18 protein-coding genes are annotated in these 14717 nt (G+C 70.4%); 7 read left to right on the top strand and 11 right to left on the bottom strand.

All coding sequences use genetic code 11. The features are described 5' to 3' along the window. Positions 1 to 53: 53 nt before the first annotated feature. Positions 54 to 410, bottom strand: coding sequence for a helix-turn-helix domain-containing protein (locus ATM97_RS29720; RefSeq protein ID WP_218721501.1), 357 nt, complete (start codon positions 408 to 410; stop codon positions 54 to 56). A 50-nt stretch (positions 411 to 460) separates the two neighbouring features. Here ATM97_RS29720 and ATM97_RS29715 point away from each other — a divergent pair, with 50 nt between their 5' ends. Beyond that, the gene (locus ATM97_RS29715) at positions 461 to 1354 is read left to right on the top strand and encodes an NAD(P)-binding domain-containing protein (RefSeq protein ID WP_308248667.1); all 894 of its coding nucleotides are present in this window, start codon (positions 461 to 463) and stop codon (positions 1352 to 1354) included. A gap of 70 nt (positions 1355 to 1424) precedes the next feature. On the opposite strand, the gene ATM97_RS29710 is transcribed toward ATM97_RS29715, so the two are convergent. After that, on the bottom strand, positions 1425 to 2156 hold the full coding sequence (locus ATM97_RS29710; protein ID WP_308248666.1) for an NAD(P)H-dependent oxidoreductase: 732 nt from the start codon (positions 2154 to 2156) through the stop codon (positions 1425 to 1427). Between the two features lie 125 nt (positions 2157 to 2281). On the opposite strand from ATM97_RS29710, the gene ATM97_RS29705 reads away from it, so the two are divergent. Continuing rightward, positions 2282 to 3229: an AraC family transcriptional regulator gene (locus tag ATM97_RS29705; RefSeq protein WP_218721499.1), complete on the top strand. Its 948-nt coding sequence runs from the start codon at positions 2282 to 2284 to the stop codon at positions 3227 to 3229. Here ATM97_RS29705 and ATM97_RS29700 read toward each other — a convergent pair whose 3' ends face one another. The 3 genes from ATM97_RS29700 to ATM97_RS29690 are packed head-to-tail and all read right to left on the bottom strand — an operon-like array spanning position 3230 to position 4619. After that, on the bottom strand, positions 3230 to 3661 hold the full coding sequence (locus ATM97_RS29700; protein ID WP_218721498.1) for a nitroreductase family deazaflavin-dependent oxidoreductase: 432 nt from the start codon (positions 3659 to 3661) through the stop codon (positions 3230 to 3232). 45 nt (positions 3662 to 3706) lie between these two features. Then, positions 3707 to 4183 (bottom strand): NUDIX domain-containing protein, encoded by a 477-nt coding sequence (locus tag ATM97_RS29695; protein ID WP_308248665.1) that lies wholly within the window; start codon positions 4181 to 4183, stop codon positions 3707 to 3709. A gap of 25 nt (positions 4184 to 4208) precedes the next feature. Then, entirely contained in the window at positions 4209 to 4619 is a 411-nt protein-coding gene (locus ATM97_RS29690) for a MarR family winged helix-turn-helix transcriptional regulator (RefSeq protein ID WP_218721496.1), read from the bottom strand. 71 nt (positions 4620 to 4690) lie between these two features. On the opposite strand from ATM97_RS29690, the gene ATM97_RS29685 reads away from it, so the two are divergent. After that, complete coding sequence (locus ATM97_RS29685) at positions 4691 to 5104, top strand: MarR family winged helix-turn-helix transcriptional regulator (protein ID WP_218721495.1); 414 nt, start codon at positions 4691 to 4693, stop codon at positions 5102 to 5104. Positions 5105 to 5171: 67 nt separating this feature from the next. Here ATM97_RS29685 and ATM97_RS29680 read toward each other — a convergent pair whose 3' ends face one another. The 3 genes from ATM97_RS29680 to ATM97_RS29670 form a co-directional block, all read right to left on the bottom strand. Then, entirely contained in the window at positions 5172 to 6422 is a 1251-nt protein-coding gene (locus tag ATM97_RS29680) for an RNA polymerase sigma factor (protein WP_218721494.1), read from the bottom strand. Next, positions 6419 to 6814 (bottom strand): YciI family protein, encoded by a 396-nt coding sequence (locus ATM97_RS29675; protein WP_218721493.1) that lies wholly within the window; start codon positions 6812 to 6814, stop codon positions 6419 to 6421. Before ATM97_RS29675 ends, ATM97_RS29680 begins: the two co-directional genes overlap by 4 nt. Before the next feature lie 107 nt (positions 6815 to 6921). Further along, complete coding sequence (locus ATM97_RS29670) at positions 6922 to 8142, bottom strand: NAD(P)/FAD-dependent oxidoreductase (protein ID WP_218721492.1); 1221 nt, start codon at positions 8140 to 8142, stop codon at positions 6922 to 6924. Between the two features lie 144 nt (positions 8143 to 8286). Here ATM97_RS29670 and ATM97_RS29665 point away from each other — a divergent pair, with 144 nt between their 5' ends. Further along, the gene (locus ATM97_RS29665) at positions 8287 to 8931 is read left to right on the top strand and encodes a DsbA family protein (protein WP_218721491.1); all 645 of its coding nucleotides are present in this window, start codon (positions 8287 to 8289) and stop codon (positions 8929 to 8931) included. Positions 8932 to 8977: 46 nt separating this feature from the next. Here the strand turns inward: ATM97_RS29665 and ATM97_RS29660 are convergent, their stop codons facing one another. After that, on the bottom strand, positions 8978 to 10207 hold the full coding sequence (locus ATM97_RS29660; protein ID WP_255588607.1) for a M48 family metallopeptidase: 1230 nt from the start codon (positions 10205 to 10207) through the stop codon (positions 8978 to 8980). A gap of 36 nt (positions 10208 to 10243) precedes the next feature. On the opposite strand from ATM97_RS29660, the gene ATM97_RS29655 reads away from it, so the two are divergent. Next, positions 10244 to 10717 carry a ribose-5-phosphate isomerase gene (locus ATM97_RS29655; protein ID WP_019045753.1) on the top strand — a complete coding sequence of 158 codons (474 nt, stop codon included), beginning with the start codon at positions 10244 to 10246 and terminating at the stop codon, positions 10715 to 10717. Positions 10718 to 10767: 50 nt separating this feature from the next. Next, positions 10768 to 11571, top strand: a complete 804-nt coding sequence (locus tag ATM97_RS29650; RefSeq protein ID WP_218721490.1) for an Fpg/Nei family DNA glycosylase — start codon at positions 10768 to 10770, stop codon at positions 11569 to 11571. On the opposite strand, the gene ATM97_RS29645 is transcribed toward ATM97_RS29650, so the two are convergent. Continuing rightward, on the bottom strand, positions 11522 to 12154 hold the full coding sequence (locus ATM97_RS29645; RefSeq protein ID WP_218721489.1) for a helix-turn-helix domain-containing protein: 633 nt from the start codon (positions 12152 to 12154) through the stop codon (positions 11522 to 11524). The two genes, ATM97_RS29650 and ATM97_RS29645, sit on opposite strands and share 50 nt — an antisense overlap. Before the next feature lie 92 nt (positions 12155 to 12246). On the opposite strand from ATM97_RS29645, the gene ATM97_RS29640 reads away from it, so the two are divergent. Further along, positions 12247 to 13464 (top strand): MFS transporter, encoded by a 1218-nt coding sequence (locus ATM97_RS29640; RefSeq protein ID WP_218721488.1) that lies wholly within the window; start codon positions 12247 to 12249, stop codon positions 13462 to 13464. A 57-nt stretch (positions 13465 to 13521) separates the two neighbouring features. On the opposite strand, the gene ATM97_RS29635 is transcribed toward ATM97_RS29640, so the two are convergent. Then, a complete protein-coding gene (locus ATM97_RS29635; protein ID WP_110039617.1) occupies positions 13522 to 14478 on the bottom strand; it encodes a GGDEF domain-containing protein in 957 nt (318 codons plus the stop codon). Between the last annotated feature and the right edge of the window lie 239 nt (positions 14479 to 14717).

Genomic DNA, 14717 nt, shown 5'->3' with positions numbered 1-14717 from the left:
GCGACGCCCGTCGGTGAACGGGCGTCGCGCCCCCTCTTCGCGATCGTGGGGCGTCAGTGCACCGGCGCGAGAACGCCTTTGACCTCGCAGATGTGGTCCATATGCTCGGTGCCCCACGCGCCGAGCGTCACCAGCGCCGCATTGAGTGATACCCCGAGCTCGGTGAGGGAGTACTCCACTTTCGGTGGCACCTGCGCGTAGACCTCGCGGTGGACGATGCCGTCGTGCTCGAGTTCGCGCAGCTGCTGGATCAGCATCTTCTCGGTCACCCCGGGGACCAGTCGCTTCAGGTCGCCGAAACGCTGGGTGCCGGTGGACAACGCCCACAGGATCAGCGCCTTCCACTTGCCGCCGACGACATCGAGCGCGGCATCGATACCGCAGGAATACGGACGCTCTCGCTGCTTCATGCTCGCCTTACTTACTTTTTGGTGAGTATTGGACTTGATAGTCGGTACTTGTGCAGTGTAGCGCTACCAGCGAATCTAGGAGTGCGTTGCCGACCGGCAACCAGAACTCCGAACCAAGGGGAAACATGACCAACTCGGCGACGGCACAGCGGGTTTCGGTGCTCGGTCTCGGCGCGATGGGCACGGCGCTGGCGCGGGCGCTGCTCGCCGGCGGCCACCAGGTGACGGTGTGGAACCGCACCGCGGCGCGGGCCGAGGCGCTGGTGGCCGAGGGCGCGGTGCTCGCGGCGACCTCCGCCGAGGCGATGGCGGCGGCCGATCTGGTGATCCTGTGCGTGCTCGACGACCCGGCGGTGCGTGAACACGTCGAGCCCGCCGCGGCGCGACTGCGCGGTCGCACCGTGGTGAACCTGACCACCACCACGCCGGAGCAGGCACGGTCGCTGGGCGCGTGGGCGCTGGCCAACGAAGTCGACCTGATCGACGGCGGCATCATGGCCGTGCCGTCGATGATCGGCGGACCGGCGGCGTTCGTGCTCTACAGCGGCGCGACCGCGGCCTTCGAGCGGTTCCGCGCCGTGCTGGAGCTGTTCGGCCGCGCCGAGTTCGTCGGCGCGGATTTCGGCGCCGCGGCGATGTACGACCTGGCGATCCTGGGCGGCATGTACTCGATGTTCGCCGGCTTCCAGCAGGGCGGCAAGATGGTACGCACCACCGGTGGCACCGCGGCGCACCTGGCCACGCTGATGGCGCCGTTCCTGCAGGCGATGACGACCATGCTCGCGCAGTACGCCCCCGGCATCGACGACCCGGAGAACTACGTCCCGGAGCAGAGCGCCGAATTCACCGCGGGCGCACTCGGCACCATCGACAAGGCGGCCGCCGAATCCGGCACGCCCACCGAACTCTTCGGTGTCCTGCTGCGCGCACTTCCCGGCATCTAGCCGCCGTGGGAGACCGCCGTCGGGCGCGATCGCGCGGTGACCGGGCCGGTCACCGCGCGATCGCCGGTCCTCAGGCGTTCACCAACTGCGCGGCCAGGAAATCGTCGACGAAGCCCTCGGCGGTCGCCTCGAACGCGGCGTAGTGCGCGATGCGGGCATCGCCGCTGATCGCCTCGCCGATGATCAGGTTGCCTTCGGCGTCCAGGCTCTGCGGCTGATCCTCGGCGTCGGGAAGCAGACCGACGCGAGAGTCGGCGAAACCGCTGTAGTAGGCCAGACCCGCGCTGAGCTGGGCTTCCAGCAACTGCTGCATGCCGGGCAGGATCTCGTCGCCCGCGGTCGCACCCGCCAGGCCCAGCCACAGGATGCGCTTGCCCGCCAGGCGCGGCTTGCTGCGGCCGTAGGCGAATCCGTAGTTCCAGACGCTGTCGATCCAGCCCTTGAGCGTCGCGGGCACGCTCTGCCAGTAGACCGGGAACACCACGACCACCACCTCGGCGGTCAGTAGCCGCCGCATGTGCGCCTCGGTCCCGGGGGAGTACCGCTTGTCGCGGTCGCCCCAGTCGGGCTGGTCTGCCACGGTCATTCGCGGGTCGAAGTTCTCGGCGTGCAGATCCAGGAAGTCGATCGTGTACCCGGCGGCGGTGAGCCGGTCGGCCGCGCGGCGCGCGATATGGGCCGACAGCGAGTCGGCGCGGTGGTGGGCGAGCACGACAAGCGCTGTGCGAGTGTTCGATTCGGACTGCTGCGACCCGGTGGTGGTCGGGCCGGTCGGCACGGTGGTGATGGGCGACTGCGACACGGTGGGCTCCCTGTTCGATCGTGGTGTGGGGCGGTGCGCCCCGTGTCTTCGAGTCAACCGCGATTCGCGTGGACGATCTATGGGTGATCATCTCGGGTTGATAGGAGTTCGTCTACGCTGGTGGCATGGACCCGTTGAGTTCACTGCTGAGTGGCATCCGTGCCGACGGCTCGGTCCTGGCCCATGCCGTCCTGCGCGCGCCGTGGACGATCCACTTCGCCGACCGGGCGCCGCTGATCATGGTGTGCGTCCTGCGCGGTGGCGGCACCCTGGTGCTCGCCGACGGTTCGCGCACCCGCCTCGTCGCGGGCGACACGGCGGTGGTGCAGGCCGCAGAACCGTTCCGGCTCATCGACATCGACACCCCCGACGATCGCGCACCGGTGGAATACGAACTGTCCTGCTTCGTGCCGAACGGCTTCGGTCCGGCCGATCTGAGCTGTGCCACACCGGAATTGATCGAGGAGGTCGGCGAAACCGGTGTCCCGGAGGAGACCTCGATGATCGTGGGAGCCTATCGCGCCTCGGGCAGGCGACACGAGCGGCTGTTGCGCGCCCTGCCGCCGGTGATGGTGGTCGCCGCCGACAGTGATGTGTGCGCCTGGCTCGAGGATTCCGCCGCCGAGGCCGTCCGGCACAGCGCGGGCTCGCAGGCGATGATGGACCGCCTGCTGGACTGGGCGCTGGTCTGCAACCTGCGCACCTGGCTCGCCGAACAGCAGCACTGCGCGCCCGCCTGGTATCGCGGGATGGCCGACCCGGTGGTCGGTCCGGCACTGGAAGCCATCCACGCCAAACCGTTCCAGCGCTGGACGGTCGCGAGCCTGGCCGCCGAGGCCGCGGTGTCACGGGCGTTGTTCGCCAAGCGGTTCACCGAGGTGATCGGCGAACCGCCGCTGACCTATCTGACCGAATGGCGGATGGCCGAGGCCGAGGAACTGCTCGCCGATCCCGCGCGCAGCGTCGCTCAGGTGGCGACCAGTGTCGGCTACTCCGACGCCTTCGGGTTCAGCGCCGCGTTCAAGCGCTCGCGCGGCAGCAGCCCGACGGAGTTCCGGGCCGCGCTGGTCTGATCAGGTGCGCGGGGTCAGCAGGACCAGCGGGATCTCCCGGTCGGTCTTGGTCTGGTAGTCGCCGTAGCCCCGGTAGCCCGCGACGACCCGGGGCCACAGTGTCGCCCGTTCTTCGGGGGTGGCGATGTGGGCCGTCATCGGGCGGGTCGGGCCGGTCTGCAGCGACACCTCGACGTCGGGGTTGTCGCGCAGGTTGAGATACCAGGCCGGGTGGGTCGGATCGCCGCCGCGGGAGGCGACCACGACGATGGTGTCACCGTCGACGACCGGCGCGGTCAGCATCACCTTGCGCGGCGTGCCGGATTTGCGGCCGATCGTGGTCAGCTCGAGGGACGGCATCCCGAAGATGCGGTTGCCGACCCGGCCGCCGGTGAGCGTGAGCAGGGCGCGGTGACCGGCGTTCATGATCTTCAGCTGCAGGTCGCTGGGCATGACCGCAATCTACTCCGCGTCCGTGAACGCCCGGGGCACGCGAGGTCAGCCGATCAGCTCGGTCAGCCGGGTGAGGAAGGGGCGCTGACCTTTTCCGAGTTTGTCCAGCGCGGTGGCCGGATCGAACCAGGCCGCCCGGTCGATCTCGGGGAACTCGGCGCGGCGGCCCGAGCGCGGCGGCCACTCCATCTCGAACGTTCCCGGGACCACGTCGGCCGGATCCAGATCGCCCTCGACGGCCCACGCGGTGACGGTCTTGCGCCGGTTCCCGCTGCCGTATCGCACCTCGCCGAGCGCGGTCCATTCGCCTTCGGGCACCGGCAGGCCGAGCTCCTCGGTGAACTCCCTGGCCGCGGCCACGCGCGCCGATTCCTCCTCGGGGACGTACTCGCCCTTGGGGATCGACCACGCCGAGGCGTCCTTCTTCGCCCACAGCGGGCCGCCCAGGTGTCCGAGCAGCACCTCGATCCCGTCCGCGCCGTGCCGATAGACCAGGACGCCCGCGCTGAATACCTCCGTCACGAACCAGAGTCTGCCATCCGCGCGGTCAGTCGAGGCCGTCGACGAACCGGCCGAGCAGGCGGGCGAACTCGGCGCGGTCGGCATCCGGCCAGCCGGTCATCGCGCGGTCGAAGGCGCCGCGGCGGCGCTCGTGCGCGCGGTCGAGCAGGTCCCGGCCCTGCTCGGTGAGCACCAGCAGTGAGCGTCTGCCGTCGGACTGGTCGGCGGCGCGGCGCAGGTAGCCCGCGGTCACGGCGGCCGCGACGAGCTTGCTGGCGCGGGGCTGGTCGACGGCCAGGGCTGCGGCCACCGTGGACACCGTCGGGGCGGTCGCGTCCTCGACGACATCGAGCACGTCGAAGGCTTGGCCGCTCGGCGCGTCCGCCGCCAGGGTGCGCCGGGTCTGCCGCCGCCGGATGGTGATCATCGCCCGTTCGATCCGCTCGACCTCGTCCACGGGCTCATGCTACCTTCGAACATATACATGTAATAGGACATGTAATTGTCGATAGACATGAAAGGTGGACGATGACCGAGCGCAGATTGATCGGCTATCAGGTCAAACGCCTGGACCGACTCATCGAAGCGACCTTCGATCGGGCGGTGGACAGTGTCGGGATGTCGCGTCGGGAATGGCAGACGCTCACCACGATCGTCCGGGACCCCGGCGCCGATCCGGTCGACGCGTTGCGTCCGTTCTGGGACTCCGCCGACGAGTCGATCACCGATGTCACCACCGCACTGGCCACGCGGGGCTGGATCGCCCGCGCGGACAGCGGTCGGTGGGCGGCCACCGACGTCGGTCGGGCGGCGCACGAGTCCGCCGCCCGGTCGGTGGGCGCCATCCGTGGACAACTGGCCGAGGGGATCACCGCGGCCGAATTCGCCGCGTTCACCGACACTCTCGCGCACATGATCGCCAACCTCGAGCAGTCGGGCTAGCCGACCACGGCCAAGCGAGGCCGGATCTCGGCGCGAGCCCGCCGGGCTTCCCCGCCCGGGCCGACGCTCAGTGGGCGGGCGTGGTTTCCGCAGGCCGCTGCGGCGAGCCCGCCGCGCCCGACCGCACGCGGGCGGCGCGCAACAGCAGGTAGTCGCGCTCCGGCACGCTCGCCGTCTGCTTCGCGGCCAGCTGATACTGCGCGACGGCGGCGGCGTCCTCGCCCGCCATCTCGTGCAGGTGCCCGCGTACCGCGGCGAGCCGGTGGGAGCGGGCCAGCGGCTCGGCCACCGTGTCGGCGACCGCGAGCCCGGCGGCCGGGCCGTGCACCATGGCGGTCGCCACCGCCCGGTTCAGGGTGACCATCGGATTCGGGTTCGCCCGTTCGATCATGGTGTAGAGCACCAGGATCCGGGCCCAGTCGGTGTCCTGGACGCGCGCGGCCTGGGCGTGCAGGCCCGCGACCGCGGCCTGGAGTTGGTAGTTCCCGGTGAGCCCGGTGGACATCGTCGCGGTGAGCAGGCGCAGGCCCTCGGTGATCTGGGCGCGATCCCAGCGGGTGCGATCCTGCTCGTGCAGCGGGACCAGTTCGCCGTGCGGACCCGAGCGCGTGGCCCGGCGGGCATCGGTGAGCAGCATCAAGGCGAGCAGGCCGGTGACCTCGGTGTTCTCGGGCAGCAGGGCCCGCAGCGCGCGGGTCAGCCGGATCGCCTCGGCGGAGAGGTCGCCGCGGCGCAGCCCCGCGCCCGCGCTGCTGGTGTGACCCTCGGTGAAGATCACGTACAGCACCTGCAGCACCGCGCTCAGCCGCGCGCTGTCCTGCGCGCCGTCGGCGAACGGACGCTCCGATTCGGCCAGGCGCTTCTTCGCGCGGGAGATGCGTTGCGCCATGGTCGCTTCCGGGACCAGGAAGGCGGCGGCGATCTCGGCGGTGCTCAGGCCGCCGACGGCGCGCAAGGTCAGCGCGATCGCGCCGGCGGGCGGCAGATCGGGGTGGCAGCACAGGAAGTACATGTCGAGGGTGTCGTCGCGGCCGCTCGCCTCGACCGGCACCTCGCGCACGAACACCGTGGTCTCCCTGCGCCGCCGCGCGACCTCGGCGCGTACCGCGTCGGCCATCCGGCGCTGGGCGACCTGGATCAGCCAGCCGCGCGGATGCTCCGGTAGTCCCTCGGTCCGCCATTGGGTCGCCGCGGCCAGCAGCGCGTCCTGCACGGCATCCTCGGCCAGGTCGAAATCGCCGAACCGGCGGACGAGAACACCGAGGACCTGCGGGGCGAGTTCGCGCAGCAGGTCCTCGATGCGGGGCGTCGTGCTCACTCCGCGGGCGCGCTCATGACCTGGCGCACCTCGATGTACTCGCCGATCGGCTTGCCGCCGGGCCCGGGCGCGGCCGAGGCCTGCGCGGCGATCTCGATCGCGCGCTCGCGCGAGTCGACGTCGACGACCCAGTAGCCGGCCAGGAACTCCTTGGTCTCGGGGAACGGGCCGTCGGTGACCACCGGCGCCGAGCGGCCGTCGGAGACCACGATCAGTGCCTGATCCGGTCCGGCCAAGCCCTGGGCCTCGACGAGTTCGCCCGCGGCGGCGAGCTGTTCGCCCAGCGCCCGCTGGAAATCGATGTGGGCGGCGATGTCCTCGGGCGCCCACTCGGGCAGCGGGGTGCTGCAGTAGGCGGCGTCGGCGTAGGTCTTGACCAGCATGTACTTCATCGCATAGCTCCTGGGGGTCGCGGGCGCCCGGCGGGCGCGCTCGAGACATGGTCGGAGCCGGCGCGCGCCGTTCGACACGTCGGCTCCGGCCTGTGATGTGAACTGGATCACAGTGGAATGTCGGGGTCGGCCAGCCGCTCCGGATCGACCGGCTCGCCCGCCAGGATCAGCTGCTTGATTCGCTCGGTCACGTCCCAGACGTTGACATTCATGCCCGCCACGACCCGGTTCTGCGGGTCCAGCCAGAACGTCACGAACTCGCGTTCGGCCTGGTCCCCGCGCACCACCACGCGCACGTCGTCATCGCGGCCGACAAAGCCGGTGTACTCCATGCCGACGTCGTACTGATCGCTGAAGAAGTACGGGAGCCGGTCATAGGAGGCGGGCTTGCCCAGCATGGTCAGCGCCGCCACGGCGGGCTGATTGAGCGCGGTGGCCCAGTGCTCCACCCGGACGGGCCGGTTCAGCACCGGATGCTGCTGCTCGGCGATGTCGCCGACGGCGACCACGTCCGGGTCGCTGGTGCGCAGCGCCGCGTCGACCACCACACCGCCGTTCGTCGCGAGCCCCGCCGCCAGGGCGCCCTCGATATTGGGTGCCGCGCCCACCGCGACCAGCACCGCCTCGGCGGGCACCACGGTGCCGTCACCGAGCTGCACGCCGGTCGCCACGCCGTCCTCGGTCAGGATCATCTCGACGGTGGTACCGGTCCGCAGGTCGACCCCGTGCGAGCGATGCAGCTCGGCGTAGAACGCGCCCATCTCCGGACCGAGCACGCCGACCAGCGGCAACTCGGCCGACTCGAGCACGGTGACGTCGACCTGCCTGGCGCGCGCCTGGGCGGCGACCTCGAGCCCGATCCACCCCGCGCCGATGATCACCAGTTTGCGGTGCGAGCGCAGCAGCTCGGCGATCACCTCCGAATCCCCGATCGTGCGCAGCGTGTACACATTCGGCGCGGCGGCACCGGGGATGGGCAGCATGCGTGGACGTGAGCCGGTGGCCAGCGCCAGCTTGTCGTAGGTCAACGTGGAGCCGTCGGGCAGCGTCACAGTGTGGGCGGCCGGATCGAAGGCCGTCGCGGTGGTGCCCAGCCGCAGGTCGATGTGGTGATCGCGGTACCAGGACCCCTGGTCGACGGTGAAATCGGGCAGCTGCTGGGTGCCGGCCAGATGCTGTTTGGACAGTGGGGGCCGCTCGTAGGGCAGCTCCTCCTCGGCGGCGAGCACGGTGACCCGGCCGTCGAAGTCGTTGGCGCGCAGAGCCTCGGCCAGCTTGGCTGCACCGAGTCCGCCGCCGATGACGACGAAATGCTGATTCGAGCTCATGAACGGACTCCTTCTCGCGGACGACCGGACTCCCTCGCCTCGAGCCTAGTGCGCGCGATGGCGCACGGGAACGATTCCGGTCGTCGCGGGGTTGCACCAACCGGTGGGCGCGTCGCCCCGCCGAGCTGACCCGAGAGGAAAATCGTGAGCGATCAGGCCACGAAGGACGTCGTCGATTTCTGGTTCGATCCGTTGTGCCCCTGGTGCTGGATCACGTCCCGCTGGATCCTCGAAGTGGAGAAGGTGCGCGACATCGAGGCACGCTTCCACGTGATGAGTCTGTCGGTGCTCAACGAGGGCAAGGACGACCTGCCCGAGCGCTACGTCGACCTGATGGCCGCGGGCTGGGGACCGGTCCGGGTCGCCGTCGCCGCCGCCGAGAAGTCCGGCGACGAGATCCTGTTGCCGCTCTACACCGCGCTGGGCACCCGCATCCACGAGCGCAAGGACGAGTACCAGCGCGACTCCGTCGCCGAGAGCCTGGCCGCGGTCGTCGCCGACGCGCTGGCCGAGCTGGAACTCCCCGCCGAGCTCGCCGAGGCCGCGACCAGCACCGACTTCGACGAGGCGCTGCGCGCGAGTCACCACGCGGGCATGGACAAGGTCGGCCCCGATGTGGGTACCCCGACCATCCACGTCAACGGCGTGGCGTTCTTCGGTCCCGTGCTCTCGCGCATTCCGCGCGGCGAGGACGCGGGCCGGGTGTGGGACGGCGTGGTCGCGCTGGCCTCGTACCCGCACTTCTTCGAGCTCAAGCGCACGCGGACCGAGGACCCGGTCTTCGACTGAGCGACGAACGGGGTGCCGGACTCCTCGGTCCGGCACCCCGCCGTGCTCACACCGGCTTCGGCGGGAGCGCGCGCGGCGCGGTGATCGGGGGATAGCCGCCCGGCGGTGGGATCGCGCCGGGATGGGGCGCGCTCGGGCGCAGGAACATCGGACCGTGCCTGCTGCGGTCGCGCAGTGCCCACATCCGCCAGGTGAGGACCGGATGGCTGGACATGGCGTTGATCAGCCAGACGAACCCGCCCTTCTCGATCGCGGCCCGATCGGCCATCTCGTCGAAACCGACCTGCGCGTTGAGGTACTTGCCCGCGGCCAGCGTCCCCATCGCGCCGGGCGCGCCCTGATACCGATTACAGAATCCGTGGTTGTCCGCGGTGTACTCCTGGGCCCGGATCAGCGAGGACCCCAGGATCGGCAGCCACGGCGCGACGAACATGCCGAGCTGGCGCCAATACGACACGTGCCCCGCGGCGATATGGCCCACCTCGTGGCCGATGATGAAGGCCAGCGCGTCGGGATCGCGGGCGGTGCCGCCGATTTCGAACAGGTCGCTGTAGACCACGACGAACCGGCGGAACCCGTGTCCGGAGGCGAACGCGTTGATCTGGCCGTTGCCGAGCACGACATAGGCGTCGGGCACCTTGCTCATGCCGAACCGCGCGGCCGCCTCCTGCACCATCCGGTAGCCCTCGGGGAACTGCGTCGGCGACATCTTCACGCCGTTGATCCGCTGGGTCGCGTAGTTGAGACCACGACCCATCCACAGCAGCACCGGCGCGAACACCAGCAGCAGCACATACGGACTGGTCAGGATCGAACCGCTGTCGACCGGCTGTCCCTTGTCGTCGAGCACCGGCTCGGCGAAGAACTCGACCAGCAGGATCAGCGCCACGAGCAGATACGCCACCGTCGTGAACATGATGACGACCACCAGCAGCGGGATCTCCCACGAATGCCGGGCCGGCATCCCGTAGGGAGACAGCCCGCGCGGCTGATGCCGCGGCGGGATCGGCGGACCGCCGGGCGGGTGGTAACCGGCCTGCGGCACCGGGGGATACGGGCCGGGGTACTGGGGCGCGGGCGCGTACGGTTGGGCCGGGAAACCGCTGGTCGGCGGGACTGGCTGGGCCCACGGAGACGACGCGGAGCCGGGGTGCGGGGGTGGAACGGGGGTGTCGCCGGTGGTCTTGTCGAGCGACGGTGCCGACTCGGCGGGTGGGCCGGAATGCCCCGGTGGGGGACCTGCCGAAGGCGGCTGAAGCGGTTCGTGCGGGTGCATGAAACGACTCTAAGCGGGCCTGACACAATCGCAGCCATGCGCGTTTACCTGGGTGCCGACCATGCCGGTTTCGAACTGAAGAATCACGTCAAGGCCCATCTGCAGGAGGCCGGACACGACGTCGTCGACTGTGGTGCTCTCGAGTACGACGCCCTCGACGACTACCCCGCCTTCTGCATCGAGGCGGCCCGCCGCACTGTCGCCGATCCGGGCTCGCTCGGCCTGGTCTTCGGTGGCAGCGGCAACGGCGAGCAGATCGCCGCCAACAAGGTCCCCGGCGCCCGCTGCGCCCTGGCCTGGAGCGTCGAGACCGCCAAGCTGGCCCGCGAACACAACAACGCCCAGCTGATCGGCATCGGCGGCCGCATGCACACCACCGCCGAGGCGCTGGCCATCGTCGACGCGTTCCTCGCCCAGGCGTGGTCGGAAGAGCCGCGCCACCAGCGCCGCATCGACATCCTCGCCGACTACGAGAAGTCCGGCGAAGCCCCCGCGGTCCCCGCGTACTGAGGGCCACCCGCCCGACCGTGAGTTGATCGAGATCGAGGAAGGTGTGTTTCTTGCCTGAGGGGCACACCCTTCATCGCATCGCCCGCCTGCATCAGGAACGGTTCGCCGGTGGCGCCGTGCGGGTTTCGAGCCCGCAGGGGCGTTTCGCCGAGGGCGCGGCGATGGTGGACGGGCAGGTGCTCGAGTCGGCCGAGGCGGTCGGCAAGCACCTGCTGCACCACTACGCGTCCGGGCTGACGGTGCACGTGCACCTCGGGTTGTACGGCACCTTCAGCGAGGCCGAGCTGCCGATGGCGGCACCGGTCGGTCAGGTGCGGATGCGGATGCTCGGCGCCGCCACCGATTTCGGCACCGACCTGCGCGGGCCGACCGCCTGCGAGGTGCTGTTGCCGCCCGAGGTCGACGCACTGACCGCCCGCCTCGGCGCCGATCCGCTGCGGCCCGACGCCGACCACGAACGCGCGGGCGCGCGGATCCGCCGCTCCCGCCGGGCGATCGGCGCGCTGCTGATGGATCAGGCGCTGATCGCCGGCGTCGGCAACGTCTACCGCGCGGAAGTGCTCTTCCGGCACGGCATCTCGCCGTTCCGCCCCGGCACCTCGGTGAGCGCCGCCGAATGGGACGCGCTGTGGGCCGACCTCGTCGCGCTGATGCCGGTCGGTGTGGCCACCGGCCGCATGCACGTCGTGCGGCCCGAACACGACACGGGCGCACCGTCCTACGCCCAGGACCGGCCGCGCACCTACGTCTACCGCCGCCAGGGCGAGCCCTGCCGGGTGTGCGCGACCCCGATCGCGCACGGCGTCATGGACGGGCGAAACCTCTTCTGGTGCCCGACCTGCCAACCGCGCTGAGCCCGCCGGGGGTACTCGCTCTGACGTGGATGCGCTCGCCGTGCGCGCCGAACAGACTCAGGATCTCGACACTGCCGCGGCCGGCCGCGCCGAACCAGTGCGGGATCCGGCAGTCGAACTCGGCCGCCTCACCGGCGCCCATGACGAATTCGTGGTCACCGAGCCGGACCCGCAGCCGTCCACGCAGCACGTACAGCCACTCGTGGCCCTCGTGGGCGCGCGGGAACGGTTCGGCGTCGCGGGCGGGGATGATCATCTTGTAGGCCCGTGGCTCCCCGGGATGACGGGACAGCGGGATCAGCGTCCGGCCGCCGTTGTCGGTGGACTCCTGCGCCACCCGGGGATCGACGACGCGTGGCGCCGCGACGATCTCGTCGAGGCCGATGCCCAGCGCCGTCGTAATCGGCAGCAGCAGTTCGAGACTCGGCTTGCGCTGCCCCGATTCCAGCCGTGACAGCGTGCTCGTCGAGACGCCGGTGGCGCGGGCGAGCGCGGCCAGGCTGACATCGCGCTTGTCCCTGGCCCGGCGCAATCGCGGGCCGATCTGCTCGATCACCGCGCCTACGGTCGGCTGATCCTCCATCCACCCAGTGGAATCCATCCGTCCCGGAAACGGCAAGGTTCTTTGCTGATCGAGCAAGAAGGTCGCGATGCTCGTCGCGGAGGTGATCCGAGATGGATTCGACAAGGGAAACGGACAAAATCACTCCGGTCGCGCGGACGAGCGACCGGCTGCCGACGGGGGTATATCTGCTGGGGTTCAGCCTGTTCGCGATGGGCAGCGCGGAGTTCCTGCTCGCGGGGGTGCTCCCCGACGTCGCGCTCGATCTGGGGGTGCCGCTCGCGTCCGCGGGCCTGCTCATCACCGCGTTCGCGCTCGGCGTGGTCTTCGGTGGACCGCCGTGCGCGGTGCTCGGCCTGCGTCTGCCGCGACGGTCGGCACTATTGGTGACCCAAGCGGTGTTCGCCGCGAGTATCGCGATCGGGCTGGTCGGTGACTATCGGGTGCTGCTGATCTCGCGGGTGGTCGCCGGCGTCGCCTACGCGGGATTCTTCGCGGTCGCGTCGGTGACGGCGGTCCGGCTGGTGACCCCGGACCGCGTCGGGCGCGCGTCCGGGGTCGTGGTGAGCGGACTCAGTGTGGCCATGGTGGTCGGCGGTCCGCTGGGGACGCTGCTGAGCCAGGTCCTCGGCTGGCGCGGCGGATTCGTCGCCGTCGTGCTGTTGACCCTCGCGGGACTGCTCGGCTGCCTGCTCGGAATACCCACGGGCGCAACGGAGTCCGGGGCCGGGCCGCAGGTGCGCCGTGAGCTCGCGGTGATGCGAACGCCCGTGCTGTGGGGGATCTACGCGATCACCATCCTGAGCACCGCGGCCTACATGATCACGTTCAACTATCTGGCGGCGCTGCTGGGGGAGGTCACCGGTATCGCGGCCGTGTGGATCCCGGCCGTCCTCGCGCTGTTCGGCATCGGCGCGTTCGTCGGCCTGTCCATCGGCGGCCGGATCGCCGACCGGCGACCGCATACCGCGCTGCTGGCGGGGACGATCGCCATCGGACTGCTGTCGGTGGTGCTCGCGGCGGCGATGGACCGGGCGTGGGTGGTGGTGCCGGCGGTCTTCGCGCTCGGCGTCGCGGCGTTCGTCCTCAATCCCGCGCTCTACCGCCGGGTGTTCACCATCGCGGCCGCGGCCCCCACGCTCGCCGGGGCCACCACGGTGTCGGCGTTCCAGCTGGGGATCAGCGGCACTCCGGTGCTGGCCGCCGCCGCTCTCACGCACGGCGGCGGTCTCACCTCGGTCAGCCTGATCGGCGCGCTGCTCGCGGTCGCGGCACTGCCGCTGATCCGGCTCGACGCGACGCATCGAGCCGGATCCGAGCGCACTGCCTGACTACTGTCATCGAAAGGGGTTGAGCCGGAACGCGAAGTGCAGGCTTCGCGATCCGACTCAGCCCGCGACCGCGGTTCCCAGTTCCGGGTCGCCCGATTCGGCGAGCGCGAAACGCCGCCCGCCCGCGGATTTCGCCGAATACATCGCGCGGTCGGCGCGACGCAGCAGATCGGTGAAATCGCACGTCTTTCCCGGCGCGCAGAACGCCGTGCCCACGCTCGCCGAGACCGGTACCGGCCCCGCGCTCGACCACACCGGGTCGCGCAGCGCCGCCACCACGCGGTGCGCCAGTTCGCCGAGGGTGTCGCGCCGCGGGTTGGCGGCGACGACGAACTCGTCACCGCCGTACCGGCAGATCACCGTGTCGGGCGGGCACACCTCGCGCAACCGGTTGGCCAGTTCGACCAAGACCTCGTCGCCGATCGCGTGTCCGTAGCCGTCGTTGATCTGCTTGAACCGGTCCAGGTCGACCACCAGCACACCGACGCCGCGGGTCGGGTCGGCCGCGAAGGCCCGTACCCGTTCCTGCAGCAATGTGCGGTTGGCCAGATCGGTCAGCGCGTCGTGGGTTGCTTCGTGGCGCAAGCGGTGCTGCAGCGCGGCGATCTCCTGTACGCGCAGCGACACTTTCGCCGAGATGTTCTGTTCCTGTTGCGCGAGCGCCCGTTCCTGCAACGCCTGCGCGTAACTGTCGATGGCCTGACTGGCGACCAGCGGCCAGCGGGTGGCCACCAGCGAGCCGGGCACGCCGGAAGGGAAGCCGAGCAGCCAGCGGGTGGCGTGCGCCAGCATCCTGGTTCGTTCGAAGGGCGCCTCGGCCAGCCGGGCGCCGAGCATCCGCGCCTGTGGCACCGGGAACGGTTCGGTCCGCGCAAGATGCAGCAGCCGCTCGACGATCTCGACGAGCACCGGCTCCAACTGGTGCGGCGCCGTGGACGATCCCGGTTCGGCGCATACCGCGCGGGCCCAGGCGCGGGCCATCGCGGCGACCGGTGGCTCGATGTGGACAGTCATCGACATCACCGGCGGTAGGTGGCGACGAGCTCGCCACCTCGATCGTTCGCACTGCTACGCGGTTGAGTCCACCGAGTTCGGCACACGCTCACCGCCCCCTTTCCAGATACCCCCGTCCGGCAAAAAGGATCCTAGCAAGCCACCCGAGACCGAAAGGTCGCGTCGTAGAACGCGTTGCAGGTCTCTCGCGAATGGCGATCGGCTATGACATCGCTGCAGGCGCTCCGGCGTTACACACT

Origin of the sequence: Nocardia sp. MH4 (assembly GCF_019266065.1) — a bacterium.
GTDB classification, from domain to species: domain Bacteria; phylum Actinomycetota; class Actinomycetes; order Mycobacteriales; family Mycobacteriaceae; genus Nocardia; species Nocardia canadensis.
The sequence above is the reverse complement of the archived record's forward strand: the minus strand, read 5'-3'. Positions and strand labels throughout refer to the sequence as shown.

Bases quoted from the DNA above. Each gene is read 5' to 3' on its own strand.
- ATM97_RS29720 (WP_218721501.1), bottom strand. From the start codon at position 410: ATGAAGCAGCGAGAGCGTCCGTATTCCTGCGGTATCGATGCCGCGCTC.
- ATM97_RS29705 (WP_218721499.1), top strand. From the start codon at position 2,282: ATGGACCCGTTGAGTTCACTGCTGAGTGGCATCCGTGCCGACGGCTCG.
- ATM97_RS29700 (WP_218721498.1), bottom strand. From the start codon at position 3,661: ATGCCCAGCGACCTGCAGCTGAAGATCATGAACGCCGGTCACCGCGCC.
- ATM97_RS29685 (WP_218721495.1), top strand. From the start codon at position 4,691: ATGACCGAGCGCAGATTGATCGGCTATCAGGTCAAACGCCTGGACCGA.
- ATM97_RS29675 (WP_218721493.1), bottom strand. From the start codon at position 6,814: ATGAAGTACATGCTGGTCAAGACCTACGCCGACGCCGCCTACTGCAGC.
- ATM97_RS29670 (WP_218721492.1), bottom strand. From the start codon at position 8,142: ATGAGCTCGAATCAGCATTTCGTCGTCATCGGCGGCGGACTCGGTGCA.
- ATM97_RS29660 (WP_255588607.1), bottom strand. From the start codon at position 10,207: ATGCACCCGCACGAACCGCTTCAGCCGCCTTCGGCAGGTCCCCCACCG.
- ATM97_RS29655 (WP_019045753.1), top strand. From the start codon at position 10,244: ATGCGCGTTTACCTGGGTGCCGACCATGCCGGTTTCGAACTGAAGAAT.
- ATM97_RS29645 (WP_218721489.1), bottom strand. From the start codon at position 12,154: ATGGAGGATCAGCCGACCGTAGGCGCGGTGATCGAGCAGATCGGCCCG.
- ATM97_RS29640 (WP_218721488.1), top strand. From the start codon at position 12,247: ATGGATTCGACAAGGGAAACGGACAAAATCACTCCGGTCGCGCGGACG.
- ATM97_RS29635 (WP_110039617.1), bottom strand. From the start codon at position 14,478: ATGACTGTCCACATCGAGCCACCGGTCGCCGCGATGGCCCGCGCCTGG.